The organism is Mesorhizobium loti CJ3sym (assembly GCF_000472785.1).
GTDB lineage: Bacteria > Pseudomonadota > Alphaproteobacteria > Rhizobiales > Rhizobiaceae > Mesorhizobium > Mesorhizobium loti_E.
Genome location: NZ_AXAL01000013.1, coordinates 158,740 through 171,580, shown reverse-complemented (window position 1 = coordinate 171,580; position 12,841 = coordinate 158,740). Strand labels below are relative to the sequence as shown.

The 12,841-nt window shown below is 63.5% G+C and carries 14 protein-coding genes; 2 read left to right on the top strand and 12 right to left on the bottom strand.

From position 1 onward, the window contains the following. Positions 1-6: 6 nt before the first annotated feature. Positions 7-1,194, top strand: coding sequence for a Gfo/Idh/MocA family protein (locus A3A9_RS0119570; RefSeq protein ID WP_027060284.1), 1,188 nt, complete (start codon positions 7-9; stop codon positions 1,192-1,194). A 214-nt stretch (positions 1,195-1,408) separates the two neighbouring features. Continuing rightward, complete coding sequence (locus tag A3A9_RS0119565; protein WP_027060283.1) at positions 1,409-2,260, top strand: sugar phosphate isomerase/epimerase family protein; 852 nt, start codon at positions 1,409-1,411, stop codon at positions 2,258-2,260. Positions 2,261-2,418: 158 nt separating this feature from the next. Here A3A9_RS0119565 and phnE (A3A9_RS0119560) read toward each other — a convergent pair whose 3' ends face one another. The 12 genes from phnE (A3A9_RS0119560) to A3A9_RS0119500 form a co-directional block, all read right to left on the bottom strand. Then, a complete protein-coding gene (gene phnE, locus A3A9_RS0119560; RefSeq protein ID WP_027060282.1) occupies positions 2,419-3,786 on the bottom strand; it encodes a phosphonate ABC transporter, permease protein PhnE in 1,368 nt (455 codons plus the stop codon). A gap of 1 nt (position 3,787) precedes the next feature. Then, entirely contained in the window at positions 3,788-4,759 is a 972-nt protein-coding gene (phnE, locus tag A3A9_RS0119555; protein WP_027060281.1) for a phosphonate ABC transporter, permease protein PhnE, read from the bottom strand. Positions 4,760-4,814: 55 nt separating this feature from the next. Beyond that, positions 4,815-5,723, bottom strand: coding sequence for a phosphonate ABC transporter substrate-binding protein (gene phnD, locus A3A9_RS0119550; protein WP_027060280.1), 909 nt, complete (start codon positions 5,721-5,723; stop codon positions 4,815-4,817). A gap of 88 nt (positions 5,724-5,811) precedes the next feature. Then, on the bottom strand, positions 5,812-6,669 hold the full coding sequence (gene phnC, locus A3A9_RS0119545) for a phosphonate ABC transporter ATP-binding protein (RefSeq protein ID WP_027060279.1): 858 nt from the start codon (positions 6,667-6,669) through the stop codon (positions 5,812-5,814). 132 nt (positions 6,670-6,801) lie between these two features. Next, on the bottom strand, positions 6,802-7,512 hold the full coding sequence (locus tag A3A9_RS0119540; protein WP_027060278.1) for a DUF1868 domain-containing protein: 711 nt from the start codon (positions 7,510-7,512) through the stop codon (positions 6,802-6,804). Positions 7,513-7,598: 86 nt separating this feature from the next. Then, entirely contained in the window at positions 7,599-8,216 is a 618-nt protein-coding gene (locus A3A9_RS0119535; RefSeq protein ID WP_027060277.1) for a DapH/DapD/GlmU-related protein, read from the bottom strand. Then, positions 8,213-8,920 carry a phosphonate C-P lyase system protein PhnL gene (gene phnL, locus A3A9_RS0119530; protein ID WP_027060276.1) on the bottom strand — a complete coding sequence of 236 codons (708 nt, stop codon included), beginning with the start codon at positions 8,918-8,920 and terminating at the stop codon, positions 8,213-8,215. Before phnL ends, A3A9_RS0119535 begins: the two co-directional genes overlap by 4 nt. Before the next feature lie 208 nt (positions 8,921-9,128). After that, positions 9,129-9,905, bottom strand: coding sequence for a phosphonate C-P lyase system protein PhnK (phnK, locus tag A3A9_RS0119520; RefSeq protein ID WP_027060275.1), 777 nt, complete (start codon positions 9,903-9,905; stop codon positions 9,129-9,131). After that, a complete protein-coding gene (locus A3A9_RS0119515; protein WP_027060274.1) occupies positions 9,902-10,801 on the bottom strand; it encodes an alpha-D-ribose 1-methylphosphonate 5-phosphate C-P-lyase PhnJ in 900 nt (299 codons plus the stop codon). Before A3A9_RS0119515 ends, phnK begins: the two co-directional genes overlap by 4 nt. Then, on the bottom strand, positions 10,798-11,316 hold the full coding sequence (locus A3A9_RS44100) for a hypothetical protein (protein ID WP_152536138.1): 519 nt from the start codon (positions 11,314-11,316) through the stop codon (positions 10,798-10,800). The genes A3A9_RS0119515 and A3A9_RS44100 overlap by 4 nt, the downstream gene beginning before the upstream one ends. Continuing rightward, entirely contained in the window at positions 11,313-11,732 is a 420-nt protein-coding gene (gene fosX, locus A3A9_RS0119505) for a FosX/FosE/FosI family fosfomycin resistance hydrolase (RefSeq protein ID WP_027060272.1), read from the bottom strand. The genes A3A9_RS44100 and fosX overlap by 4 nt, the downstream gene beginning before the upstream one ends. Continuing rightward, the gene (locus A3A9_RS0119500; protein ID WP_027060271.1) at positions 11,729-12,841 is read right to left on the bottom strand and encodes a carbon-phosphorus lyase complex subunit PhnI; all 1,113 of its coding nucleotides are present in this window, start codon (positions 12,839-12,841) and stop codon (positions 11,729-11,731) included. The genes fosX and A3A9_RS0119500 overlap by 4 nt, the downstream gene beginning before the upstream one ends.

Sequence of the window (12,841 nt, the reverse complement as noted above, 5' to 3'; positions counted from 1 at the left end):
AAGAACATGGTTGGTGCATCGAAGTCGGAAACGGGAGGCGGCCCGATCCGCTATGGCATGGTGGGTGGCGGGCAAGGCGCCTTCATCGGTGCGGTGCACCGCATCGCGGCGCGCATGGACAATGATTTCGTGCTGGTGGCCGGCGCGCTGTCGGCCAATCCCGAGCGTGCCAAGGCTTCGGCCGCCGAACTCGGGCTCGATCCGGATCGCAGCTATGCGTCCTATGCCGAGATGGCCAAGGCCGAGGCCAAGCGCCCCGACGGCATCGAGGCGGTGGCCATTGTCACGCCCAACAATGTGCACGTGCCCGCAGCCAAGGCCTTTCTAGAGGCCGGCATTCATGTGATCTGCGACAAGCCGCTGGCGACGACGCTGGCCGAGGCGAAGAAGCTCGCGGCGATCGTCGAGAAGACCGGCAAGGTGTTCGTGCTGACCCACAACTACACCGCCTATCCGATGATCCGCCAGGCGCGCGAGATGGTGGCCAAGGGGCAACTTGGCGACATCCGCATCGTGCAATCTGAGTACCCGCAGGACTGGCTGACTGAGGATCTCGCCGCCACCGGCCAGAAGCAGGCGGCGTGGCGCTCCGATCCGAAACAGGCGGGCGCGGGCGGCGCGCTGGGCGATATCGGCACGCATGCCTACAATCTGGCGCGCTTCGTATCCGGGCTTGAACTCGATTCGCTGTCGGCCGATCTCGACGCCTTCGTGCCGGGCCGGCAGTTGGACGACAATGTCAACGTCATGCTGCGCTTCAAGGCGGCAGGCAAGGCGCATCCGGCCAAGGGCATGATCTGGGCGAGCCAGGTGGCGCCAGGCCACGAGAACGGACTGAAGCTGCGCATCTATGGGTCCAAGGGCGGGCTGGAATGGGTGCAGGCCGATCCGAACTATCTCTGGTACACACCATTCGGCCAACCGAAACAGCTGCTCACCCGCAACGGCGCCGGCTCGTTGCCGGTGGCGGGCCGTGTCAGCCGCGTGCCGTCGGGCCATCCGGAGGGCTATCTCGAAGGTTTTGCCAACATCTATCAGGAAGCAGCGCGGGCAATCCGCGCAGCACGCAAGAAGGGTGGCAAGCCGGCAAAGGATGTCGTCTTCCCGACCATCCAGGATGGCGTCGAGGGCATGGCCTTCATCGAGGCCTGCGTCAAGTCTTCGAAGACGAATGGAGCCTGGACGAAGCTGTAGGCGCGCGCGCCTCCCCCTCACCCGGATTGCCAGCCGAATTGCGAAGGGCAATTCGGGGCAATCCGACCTCTCCCCGAGGGGAGAGGAGGAGGTGGCGCCGACGCTAAGTCTCTTCTCCCCTCGGGGAGAAGGTGGCCGCGAAGCGGCCGGATGAGGGGGCATGGCGCGAAGCAGGCGGAATAGCCAGCGCGCCGTCAAATGTGGGAGGGCGTCGATGAAGATCGGCATGTGCATGTTCTTGTGGACGACCAGCGTCTCGAAAAAGCACGAGGCGCTGCTGCGGGACATCAAGGCCACGGGCTTCGATGGTGTCGAAATACCGGTCTTTGCCGGTGTCCCCGATGACTACAAGAAGCTTGGCGATCTGCTCGACCGCATCGGGCTGGAGCGCACTGCGGTCTCGGCGATGGGCGATCCCTCGATGAACCTGATCTCGGCCGACGCGGCGACACGCAGGGCCGGTATCGACTACATGAAATGGGCTGTCGATTGCAGTGCTGCACTCGGCGCGAACACGCTGAGCGGCCCGCTGCATTCGACGCTCGGTGCTTTTTCCGGCAACGGCCCGACAGCCGTCGAGAAGAAGCGCTCGGTCGCCTCGCAGCGTGCCATTGGCGACCATGCCGGAAAGCGGGGGGTCACCATCGGGCTCGAGGCACTCAACCGCTTCGAATGCTATCTTCTCAACACGATGGCCGACCTGTCGGAGCATATCGATGCCATCGACCGGCCGCACATCAAGGCGATGTACGATACCTTCCACGCCAATATCGAGGAAGCCGACCCGATCGGCGCCTACACGAAGCATCGCGGCAAGGTCGTGCACATCCACATATCCGAGAACGATCGCGGCGTGCCGGGGCGCGGCAACATTCCGTGGAGAGAGACGTTCGCGGCGATCCGCAAGAGTGGCTATGACGACTGGCTGACGATCGAGGCGTTCGGGCGTTCGCTGAAAGACCTCGCAGCGGCGACCAAGGTGTGGCGTGATTTTTCCGAGACGCCGGAAGCGGTGTATCGGGATGGGTACAAGCATATCAGGAATGGGTGGAAGAAGGCCGCTTAGGGCATGTCGATATTCGGGTGAGGCCGGCCTGCAAATGCAGGGTTCCTGCGCTTCCGGTGCTCACGTACCCAAAAGTACGCTCCGCTCCGGTTCTCGTAACCCAGCATTTTCGACTCGGCCTGACCCGAATCTCAACATGCCCTGAGATGCTGAGATAGCTACCCCTGCTCAGCCTGGATCCTGTTGTAATCGTGGATCGTGCGGCTGAGCCTGCGGCGCAGGAAATTCGAGATGTTGTCGAAGATGAAGACCACCAGCAGGGTCAACAGCACCATGTAGAAGACGTTGGCCCAGTTGGAATTGGTGCGCATTGCTTCCCACAGTTTCAGGCCGATGCCGCCGGCGCCGACGGCGCCGATGATGGTGGCGCCGCGGGTGTTGGATTCCCATTGGTAGAGCGTCTGGCTGATGAACACCGGTATCACCTCCGGGATCACGCCGTAGCGCTGCACCAGAAGGCCGTTGGCGCCGGTCGAGACGACACCCTCCCGCGGCTTGTCGTCGATGTTTTCCAGCGCCTCGGAATAGGTTTTGCCGAGCGTGCCGATTTCGGTGAAGAAGATCGCCGCGCTGCCCGCCAGAGGACCAGGGCCAAAGGCGCGGGTGAAGAACAGTGCCCAGATCAGCATGTCGACCGAGCGCATGAAGTCGAAGAAGCGCTTGAGCACCTGGCTGAGTATGCCGCTCGGCGTGATGTTGCGGGCGGCGAAGAAGGCGAGTGGGAAGGCGACGATGCCACCGAGCAGCGTGCCCAGGAACGCCATGACGATGGTCTGTAAAAGCTTCGTCCAGACGTCGCCGTGCTGCCACTGGGCATTGTTCCAGATGTTGTCGCCGGCAAGCGCCAGGTTCGAGGTGCCCGGCTTCAGTTCGGGTCCGGAGATGATCAGCGAGGCCACGTCTCCGGCTGATTTGCCAAAGAAGGGCGAGCGCGTGTCGAAGACGAAATTGGCCCAGCCGAGGAAGCGCTTGCGCACCTTGACGCGGTCGACGGTGACGCGGACCTCGCCGGCAAAGCCCATCTTGGCGACCACTTCGTCGTCATGCGCGGTGATCCAGTCCGGCACTGGACCTGTGACCACCGGTTTGCCGCTGGTTAGCGCTACTGGCACGGTCTGGCCATTGGCCACGATGGTCGCCTGCGTCTTGTCGAAGGTGACGGATTTCGCCGGGCCGTCGATCGCCACCGTGTAGGTGCCGTCTGGACCTTTGATCACCCAGTCGGGGTTGGGGTTGTCGCCCAGCGCCGAGAAGCGCGGATATTTGGGCGTGATCTCAGGCTGGTCGAGACGGAATTCCGGCTGCAAATCATAGCTGACCCACTGCGACAGGAAGAGCGGCAGGCGCTCCCAGTGCGAGTCCCGCAGCACTTGCGGCAGAGTGAAGAACCACATGGCGTAGACGAGATAGAGCACGGTGCCGAGAAGCAGGAACAACGGGCCGAAACGCTTGTAGGCGGGGCGCCGGAACACTTGCGGAAAGCGTTCCTCGATCGCGCTGATTTCGTCTGCGGTCATCGCCGTCATATCAGGCCCCCATGACAAAGGCTTGCTCGCCGACGAGCTTGCGGCGCAGCCAGGCGGAGAACTGGTCGACGATGAAGATGGTGGTGAACAGCAGCAGCACCATGGCCAGCGTCTTGGCGCCGAAGCCGCGCGAGATGGAGAGCTTCAACTCCTCGCCGATGCCGCCACCGCCGACCGCGCCCATGATGGTCGAGATGCGGACGTTGATCTCGATCCGCAGCAGCGTGTAGGACATGAAATTGGGCAGCACCTGAGGCAGTCCGGCAAAGCGAACCCGCTCGAACCAGTTGGCGCCAACTGCCCGCAAGCCTTCCTCGGCCCGCATGTCGATGTTCTCGTTGATCTCGTAGAACAGCTTGCCCAGTGCGCCGATCGAATGCAGGCCGATGGCGATGATGGCTGCAACCGGGCCGATCGAGACGATGGCGGCGAACAGGCCGGCGATGACGATCTCGGGGAAGGCGCGTAGCAGCTCCATGAAGCGCTTGACGACCAACCGCAACACCGGATGCGGCGTCAGGTTGCGCGCGGCGATGAAGGAAAACGGCACGGCGAAGATGAAGCCGATGAAAGTCGAGACCAGCGCCACGTTCACCGTGGTCAGCATCAGCTCGAAATATTCGGGGATGTAGAAACCGCCCCAGACATAGATGCGGCCGAGCGGGAAATTGAATTCCTGCGTGCCGGTGTCGTGCGGCGAGGCGACGTCGAACAAAGCCCGCCAGACGTCGTTCCAGTCCTTGGGGACGAGCCAGCTCAGGAAATCCAGGATGTGCGGCAGCCGGTCGAAGAAGTGGCCGGCATTGGCTCCGTCGGCGAACCACATGCTGGCGAACATCGCGGCAAGCAGCAGGGCGACGCCAAGCGCCGTATAGAACCGGCGCAGCGACGTCTGGCGTCGCCAGGCATCGGCCATCTGGTGGGTGGCGCCAGAGGCGGCCGTCGCGGATGGGGCTGTCAAGGAAAGGGTCATGATCGGGGATGCAAAAAGGGCGGCGTTTTGAACGCCGCCCTCTTCGATTTCGCCGTTAGCCGCCGATGGCTGCCTTACGGGCTTCGACGATGACGTTGTAGAAGTCCGGCTTCACCGGGACGTAGCCGGTAAAATCGCCACCTTCGACGCCTTCGAAGCAGGCCTTGTCCTTCTTGGGCAGGTCGGTGAAGAAGGCGGCGAGCTTGGCGGTCATGTCGTCGCCGAGCGCGGTGCGCACGACCAGCGGGCCGTTCGGGATCAGGCCCGAGCGCCAGACTTCGACGAAGTCGTTGGGGTCGACGGCGCCCTTGGCGACTTCCTTGTGGAAGGTTCCGGAGGTGTAGCCGTTCTTGAAGTCGCCGATGCCCGAGGAATCGTCCACCGCCACGTCAACCTTGCCGTCGCGCACGGCCAGGACGTTGTTCTCGTGGCCGCCGTTGAACTGGGTCGACGCGAAGAAGGTCTCGTTCGAGGCACCGGTGGTCTTCGGGATCTGGGTCAGCGGGATCAGGTAGCCCGAGGTTGAATCCGGATCGGCGTAGCCGAGCTTCTTGCCCTTGGCCGACTTGATGTCGGTGATGCCGGAGGACTTCAGCGCCAGGCCGATCGAATAATAGCCGGTGGCGCCGTCGGTCTGCTGGGTGGTGAGGATCGGGGTGACGGCCTTCGGATCCTTGAGAACGACGGCTGCGTAGCCGGCAGCGCCGAGTTCGGCGAAGTCGAGCGTGCCGCCAAGCAGGCCCTGGATGACGCCGTCATAGTCGGCGGCCGGGAACAGCGAGACCTTCTCGAAGCCGAATTCGGCCTTCAAATGGTCGGCCAGGCACTGGTAGTTGCGCAGCCGGTCGGTCTCGTTTTCACCGCCGAGAATGCCGACGCGGAATTCCTTCATATCGGCTGCGTGAGCGGCGCTGGTGGCCATGGCGAGCACCGAAACGGCGCCGAAAACCATCTTCCTGAACATTGATATCTCTCCTGTAGGTTCCGGCCCCGCGCCGGCAGCGTTCTGATCTTGACAGTGCCCTTGACGCGGGCGGACGATCCGGTGCGGCTCAATAACCCGGAAATGCGGGTTCGAGCGGTCCGGCGGATGCTGCAATCTTTTGCTTGAAGGCAACGCTGGTGGAGGTAATGGCCTCCGATATCTCGCCGCCATTGCTGTCTGCGCCATAGACGAGACGCACGGCCTCGCGGTTGAGCTCTTCGGGCGGACCGTCGAAGACGACCTTGCCGGCGGCCATGCCGATGATGCGGTTGCAATAGGTGCGGGCGGTATCCAGCGTGTGGAGATTGGTGACGACGGTGATGCCTTCGCGCAAATTGATGTCCTGCAGCGAGTCCATCACCACCTTGGCGTTGAGCGGGTCGAGCGAGGCGATCGGCTCGTCGGCTAGGATCACCTTGGGCTGCTGCATCATGGCACGGGCGATGGCGACACGCTGCTGCTGACCGCCTGAAAGCGTGCCGGCCGGCTGAAGGGCGGTCCGGGCGATGTCGAGCCGCTCAAGCGCGGCCACAGCCTCGGCGCATTCGGCGCGCGAGAACATGCCGAGCAGGTTCGAGACGGTCGAACGGTGGTTCAGCTTGCCGAGCAGCACATTGGTCAACACGTCGAGGCGCGGCACCAGGTTGAACTGCTGGAAGATCATGGCGCAGTCGCGCTGCCAGCGCCGCAGCGGCGAGCCCTGCAGTTTGGAGACATCGGCGCCGTCAAAAAAAATCGACCCCTGGCTGGGATCGATGAGACGGTTGATCATGCGAAGAAGGGTCGATTTGCCGGCGCCCGAGCGGCCAATGATGCCGACCATCTGACCCTGCGGGATCGAGATGTTGATATCGCTGACGGCGGCGTTCTTGCCAAATCGTCGGCTGACACCGCGGATTTCGAGCGTGGCGGAAGTTGCTGACATGGGCAGGTTCCAGTCGGGACCATATTAATCGTCAGGCTCTCGCCTAACGCAGCCACATGAACCTGCCGTGTCGCCAGCATGTCAGTTTTGTAACGCTCCACAGACGCAGCGTCAGGCACTCGTTGCGGGCAATCAGCCAAGCACCAGCAATTCCTCGAAATGCTTCATGTCGTGGAAGGAGCAGAAGGCGGGGGCCTTGATCTCGATCACCGGTGCCTGCCGTGCGAAAAGCGCCAGGCAATCATCAAACAGCGCCTGCCATACGGCAGCCCTGTCGTCCGCCAGACGCTGGATCTGGTAGGCGAAGGTGATGTGGAAGACATAAGCGTCGTGATCGGGGTGCCGGTATCCGAACGGCACCGCGAGCGCATCGCGCCATTGACGCATGATGCGCACATCGTCATCCGTTGCGCCGGCGACGGTGAGGCCGGTCGGCACGACTTCGACCACCTTGATGTTGAACGGACCGAAGCCTTCGAAGCCTTTCAGCCGTTCCACATAAAGCCGGGTCATGGCATCGATGCTGGTGTCGAGCGGCATGTCCTGCGGCCAGTAGGGCAAGCGTCGCCGATATTCGATGATGCCCTGGAACAGCGTCATGTGCAGGCTGGAGACCGGCGTGAAGGCGAGCCGATCGGCATCCGGCATAGCCAGCATCTTCTCGCGCACCGCGAGCACGACAGCCTCGGACGGCGAACCGCTGACCAGGTGGCTGACGACGGTATTGCCGGGCTCCGTCAGGAAATTGCCTGAAATGTCGTAGCGCGTGCCGAGATGTGCCGGCGGGGCCGGATTGGAGCCGGCAAAGAATCCGGCGAGCGAGGGTCTGACGGTGTCGGGCATGGCGATCTCCTTGGGGGAGATGGCGTCCTGTCCGAGTCATGTGTCAAGGATGTGAACAGGCTCCCCTCTGACGAGGATGTGAGGGATTAGCCCTCGTATTTTTCCAGAAAAGCCTCCGCTGAAAGCTCACGGAAGTCCTCAAGGGAAGCGCGCAGCCTGGCATGATCCCAGTCCCACCAGGCAAGCGCCTGGTAGCGTTCGGCGGTTCGGCGGTCGAAGCGTTCGCGGATCGGCTTTGCCGGCACGCCCGCAACGATGGTGTAGGGGGCAACATCCTTCGAAACCACCGCGCCGGCGCCGACCGCCGCGCCATCGCCGACAGTGATGCCGGGCAGGACGGTCGAGCCGTGGCCGAGCCAGGTATCGTGGCCGATGGTCACGCGTTTGGCTCGGCGCTCAGCGAAGAATTCGCTCTCGTGCTCGGCATCGTCCCAATAGTCCGAGGCGCGGTAGGTGAAATGGTGCAGGGTCGGCCGCCAGGTCGGGTGGTTGGTGGCGTTGAGGCGCACGCTGGCGGCGATGTTGGCAAACTTGCCGATCGTCGCGCACCAGACGGCGCAGTCCTGCATCATGTAGGAATAGTCGCCGAGTTCACTTTCCGAAACCCGGCTGCGGTCGGCGATCTCGGTCCAGCGGCCAAGCGTCGAATTGTGCACTTCCGCCGTCGGGTGGACCAACGGCGTCTCCGACAATTTCCTGGTCATGCGGCGAGTTTTCCCGAAGCAAAGGCGGTGACGTCGATGATGCGGTCGGCAACCGCCTCGCGTACATCATGGTCGTGGAAGATGCCGAGCAGGGCGACACCGGCCGCCTTCTTGGCGGCGATGAGTTCAATCACCACGTCGCGGTTCTTGGCATCGAGCGAGGCGGTCGGTTCGTCGAGCAGCAGGATCGGGTGCTCGGTGATGAAGCCGCGCGCGATGTTGACGCGCTGCTGCTCGCCACCGGAGAAGGTCGCCGGCGGCAGCGCCCAGAGCTTTTCCGGCAGGTTGAGCTGCGCCAACAGTGCGCGTGCCTTGCCTCTGGCTGTCTCGCGCTCCTCGCCGCGTTCGACCAGCGGCTCGGCGACGACATCGAGCGCCGAGACACGCGGCACGGTGCGCAGGAACTGGCTGACATAGCCGATCGTTTGCCGGCGCACGGCAAGCACGGTGCGGGGGCTAGCATGGGCAAGATCGATCAGGCCGTCCTCATGCTTGACGATGATCTGGCCTTCGTCGACGGCATAGTTGCCGTAGAGCATTTTCAGGATCGAGCTCTTGCCGGCACCGGACGGGCCGCCGAGCACGGTGCATTCGCCAGCCTTGATCGAGAATGAGACACCGGCGACGACAGGCAGTTTGATGCCGTCGCGCAGATGCATGGTGAAGCTCTTTGCGACGTCGGAGACTACGAGAGGCGTCGGCATCAGAAGGTTCTCCAATCGTTGTTCGTCTGCGGGCCAGCACCCCCCTCTGTCCTGCCGGACATCTCCCCCTCAAGGGGGGAGATCACGCGCTTCATTGCTTTCGCCAAGTTTCGACGTTGCAAGGTTGAGCATGGCGTCAAAACTGCCGATCTCCCCCCTTGAGGGGGAGATGCCCGGCAGGGCAGAGGGGGGTGACTTGGCGCCATCATCAAACCTGCAGAATCGAGGAAACAAGCAATTGCGTGTAGGGCGCGCGCGGATCGTCGAGCACGCGGTCGGTGAGGCCGCTTTCGACGACGCGACCGTCCTTCATCACCATCATGCGCTGCGACAGCAGCCGCGCCACCGCGAGGTCATGGGTGACGACGATGGCGGCGAGGCCAAGATCGGTGACGAGCCCGCGCAACAGATCGAGCAAGCGCGCCTGCACCGAGACGTCGAGGCCGCCGGTCGGCTCATCCATGAACACCAGCCGTGGGCCGGTGACGAGATTGCGGGCGATCTGCAGGCGCTGGCGCATGCCGCCGGAAAAGGCGCGCGGCTCGTCGTCGATGCGGTCTTGCTCGATCTCGACGCGCGACAGCCAGTCAACGGCCGTGGCGCGGATCTTGCCGTAGTGGCGGTCGCCCACCGCCATCAGCCTTTCGCCGACATTGGCGCCGGCCGACACGGTCATGCGCAGGCCATCGGCCGGGTTCTGGTGGACGAAGCCCCAGTCGGTGCGCATCAGGAAGCGGCGCTCGGCCTCGCTCATGCGGTAGAGCTCGCGGAACTGGCCGTCGCGCATGCGGTAGCTGGCGGTGCCTGAGGACGGCAGCAGCCGCGTCGACAGGCAGTTGAGCAGTGTCGTCTTGCCGGAGCCGGATTCGCCGACGACAGCCAGGACTTCGCCCGGCCACAGCTCGAAGGAGACGTTGTCGCAGCCGACCCGCGAGCCGTAGAATTTGGACAGCGCTGAGACGCGCAGCAGCGGTTCGTCGGTCATTGCGCGGGCTCCATGTTTCCTGGGGCAAGATCGGCTTTGGGGGCAAGGTGGCCGCGATGGCCGTCAGCCCGCCGCTTCTCGCAGTAATCTGTGTCGGAGCAGACGAACATGTGGCCGCCATGGTCGTCGAGGATGACCTCGTCGAGATAGACATTCTCGGCCGCGCACAGCGCGCAGGGCTGGTCGAAGGTCTGCACCTCGAAAGGATGGTCCTCGAAGTCGAGACTGACGACTTCGGTGAAGGGCGGCACCGCATAGATGCGCTTCTCGCGGCCAGCGCCGAACAGCTGCAATGCCGGCGAGCGGTGCATCTTGGGATTGTCGAATTTCGGCGTCGGCGAGGGGTCCATCACATAGCGGCCCTCGACCTTGACCGGATAGGCATAGGTGGTGGCGATGCGGCCGTGCTTGGCGATGTCCTCGTAGAGCTTCACATGCATGAGGCCATATTCCTCCAGCGCATGCATTTTGCGCGTTTCGGTCTCGCGCGGCTCGAGGAAGCGCAGCGGCTCGGGGATCGGCACTTGGAACACCAGCACCTGGCCAGCCGTCAGCGGATGCTCGGGGATGCGGTGGCGGGTCTGGATAATGGTGGCGGTGGCGGTGTCTGTCGTCACCGCGACATTGGCGACCTTCTTGAAGAAGGCGCGGATGGAGACCGCGTTGGTGGTGTCGTCGGCGCCTTGGTCGATCACCTTCAGCACATCATCGGGGCCGATGATCGAAGCGGTGACCTGGACACCGCCGGTGCCCCAGCCATAAGGCATCGGCATTTCGCGCGAGGCGAATGGCACCTGATAGCCGGGGATGGCGATGCCCTTGAGGATCGCGCGGCGGATCATCCTCTTGGTCTGTTCGTCGAGATAGGCGAAGTTGTAGGTGGCGATGTCGGTCATGGCGATAACATCCGCTTTATGCTATTGAATTGGCGTCCAGGACGCGGGAACAGGGGTGAAATCGGATGACCCAAACCGGTTGGATACATCTTGGAATTCTGCTGCTGGTCTTTGCCGGAGCGGTTGTCTTTGTCCTTCGGCGCATGGTTCTGCCGGCGCCGAAAGAAGGCGCGCAGGGCGAGACTGTTGCGGGCTCCAGCGGTGGTTACGGCGGCGGCTCGATTGATGGCGGCGGGCACAGCTGAGGTTGTTGTGGAGCCTTCGATCTCCCTGCATATCGCGCCAGCTCGGGCCGAACTGAGATGATCCCAATTGGATGGCCTCTTGGACTGTTGCTGTTGGCAATCGGCGTTCTCGTGGTCTTTGTCGCCACGCGGCAGAGCCTCGCCAGGCAGAGAAGCCGTGCGGCCAACGACTCCTTCTATGGTGACAGCAGTCACCATAGCCATGGGGGAAACGATGGCGGCAGTCATGGAGGCGACGGTGGCGGCCATGGGGGCGGGCACCGAATTCATTGCACGGCCTCCAATCCCCTGGCGTAGCGCTTCAGCCGCTCATTGAGCGTGCCCGTGTGCAGTTCGAACATGTGGTTGTCGTCGTCGTAGAAATAGATTGACCTGCCTTCACCCTCGACGCGCGGACGTGGCGGGCGCATGTCTAGGCCCAGCTTGCCGACGCGCTCGGCGTAGCGGTCGAAATCGGCGTCATCGATCTTGAAGGCGATGTGGTTGTAGCTGCGCTCGGGCAGCTTCTCGCCTTCCATGATGGCGACCCAGATGTCACCGATCAGGAAGAATTTTTCGCGCGACAGCGAGAACTGTTCGGCATCGCTGGCGTAGACCTCGCGTGCATCGAACACGCCTTCAAGGATCGCGGTCATCCGCTCGAGATCCCTGACGATGAAGGTCATGTGGGACAGGCCTTGGATCATTCCGCGGCCTGCCGCTTCTCTTCGACCTTTGCCGGGCTCTCGCGGGCTTCGTATTCGGCGCGCATGCGGCGCACGAGGTCGAGTTCGGCCTGGAAGTCGACATAGTGCGGCAGCTTCAGATGCTCGACGAAACCGGTCGCCTGGACGTTGTCGGAGTGCGAGATGACGAACTCCTCGTCCTGGGCGGCGGCAACGACATCCTCGCCGAATTCCCTAGCGCGTAGTGCCCGGTCACAAAGCGCCATGGCCATCGCCTTGCGCTCGCTCTGGCCGAAGACGAGGCCGTAGCCGCGAGTGAATTGCGGCGGCGCCTTGGCCGACCCCTTGAACTGGTTGACCATCTGGCATTCGGTGACTCGAACAGCACCGAGGGGGGCTGCGAAGGGCAGTTCGGGAACGTCCAGTTCCAACTCGACCTCGCCGATGCGAATTTCGCCGACAAAGGGATGGTTGCGGGCGTAGCCGCGCTGGGTGGAATAGCCAAGTGCCAGCAGGAAACCCTCATCGCCGCGTGACAGCGCCTGCAGGCGGATGTCGCGGGCCATCGGGAATTCCAGCGGCTCTCGGGTGATATCGCCGGGGACATGGTCCTGCGGCATCTCGCCGTCCGGTTCGATCAGGCCTTCGCGGGCGAGAATCGCCGAGACGCGTGGCATGGCCTGCGCTTCGGTGTCACGCCGCAACGGCTCGGCGACATCGGTGCCGCCGGCAAGCTCGGGATCGAGCAGCCGGTGCGTGTAGTCGAAGGTCGGCCCAAGCAACTGGCCGCCGGGCAGGTCCTTGTAGGTTGCAGAGACGCGCCGTTCGACCCGCATCGCGCTGGTGTCGATGGCCTTGGAGTAACCGAAGCGCGGCAGCGTGGTGCGGTAGGCGCGCACCAGGAAGATCGCCTCGATCATGTCGCCGCGCGCCTGGACGATGGCGAGTGCTGCCAGTTCCCGGTCATAGAGCGAGCCTTCGCTCATCACCCGGTCGACACCCAGCGCCAGCTGCTCGACGATCTGGTCGAGGCGAAGTGCGGGCACCGATCGGTCGCCGCGCCGGCGGTCGGCGAGCAGGCTGTGGGCGTTGGCGATTGCGGCCTCGCCGCCTTTTACCGCGACATACAT

What these genes read in the sequence shown, in the direction of transcription:
- A3A9_RS0119570 (WP_027060284.1), top strand. Translation starts at nt 7, where the DNA reads ATGGTTGGTGCATCGAAGTCGGAAACGGGAGGCGGCCCGATCCGCTAT.
- A3A9_RS0119565 (WP_027060283.1), top strand. Translation starts at nt 1,409, where the DNA reads ATGAAGATCGGCATGTGCATGTTCTTGTGGACGACCAGCGTCTCGAAA.
- phnE (WP_027060282.1), bottom strand. Translation starts at nt 3,786, where the DNA reads ATGACGGCGATGACCGCAGACGAAATCAGCGCGATCGAGGAACGCTTT.
- phnE (WP_027060281.1), bottom strand. Translation starts at nt 4,759, where the DNA reads ATGACCCTTTCCTTGACAGCCCCATCCGCGACGGCCGCCTCTGGCGCC.
- phnD (WP_027060280.1), bottom strand. Translation starts at nt 5,723, where the DNA reads ATGTTCAGGAAGATGGTTTTCGGCGCCGTTTCGGTGCTCGCCATGGCC.
- phnC (WP_027060279.1), bottom strand. Translation starts at nt 6,669, where the DNA reads ATGTCAGCAACTTCCGCCACGCTCGAAATCCGCGGTGTCAGCCGACGA.
- A3A9_RS0119540 (WP_027060278.1), bottom strand. Translation starts at nt 7,512, where the DNA reads ATGCCCGACACCGTCAGACCCTCGCTCGCCGGATTCTTTGCCGGCTCC.
- A3A9_RS0119535 (WP_027060277.1), bottom strand. Translation starts at nt 8,216, where the DNA reads ATGACCAGGAAATTGTCGGAGACGCCGTTGGTCCACCCGACGGCGGAA.
- phnL (WP_027060276.1), bottom strand. Translation starts at nt 8,920, where the DNA reads ATGCCGACGCCTCTCGTAGTCTCCGACGTCGCAAAGAGCTTCACCATG.
- phnK (WP_027060275.1), bottom strand. Translation starts at nt 9,905, where the DNA reads ATGACCGACGAACCGCTGCTGCGCGTCTCAGCGCTGTCCAAATTCTAC.
- A3A9_RS0119515 (WP_027060274.1), bottom strand. Translation starts at nt 10,801, where the DNA reads ATGACCGACATCGCCACCTACAACTTCGCCTATCTCGACGAACAGACC.
- A3A9_RS44100 (WP_152536138.1), bottom strand. Translation starts at nt 11,316, where the DNA reads ATGAATTCGGTGCCCGCCCCCATGGCCGCCACCGTCGCCTCCATGACT.
- fosX (WP_027060272.1), bottom strand. Translation starts at nt 11,732, where the DNA reads ATGATCCAAGGCCTGTCCCACATGACCTTCATCGTCAGGGATCTCGAG.
- A3A9_RS0119500 (WP_027060271.1), bottom strand. Translation starts at nt 12,841, where the DNA reads ATGTATGTCGCGGTAAAAGGCGGCGAGGCCGCAATCGCCAACGCCCAC.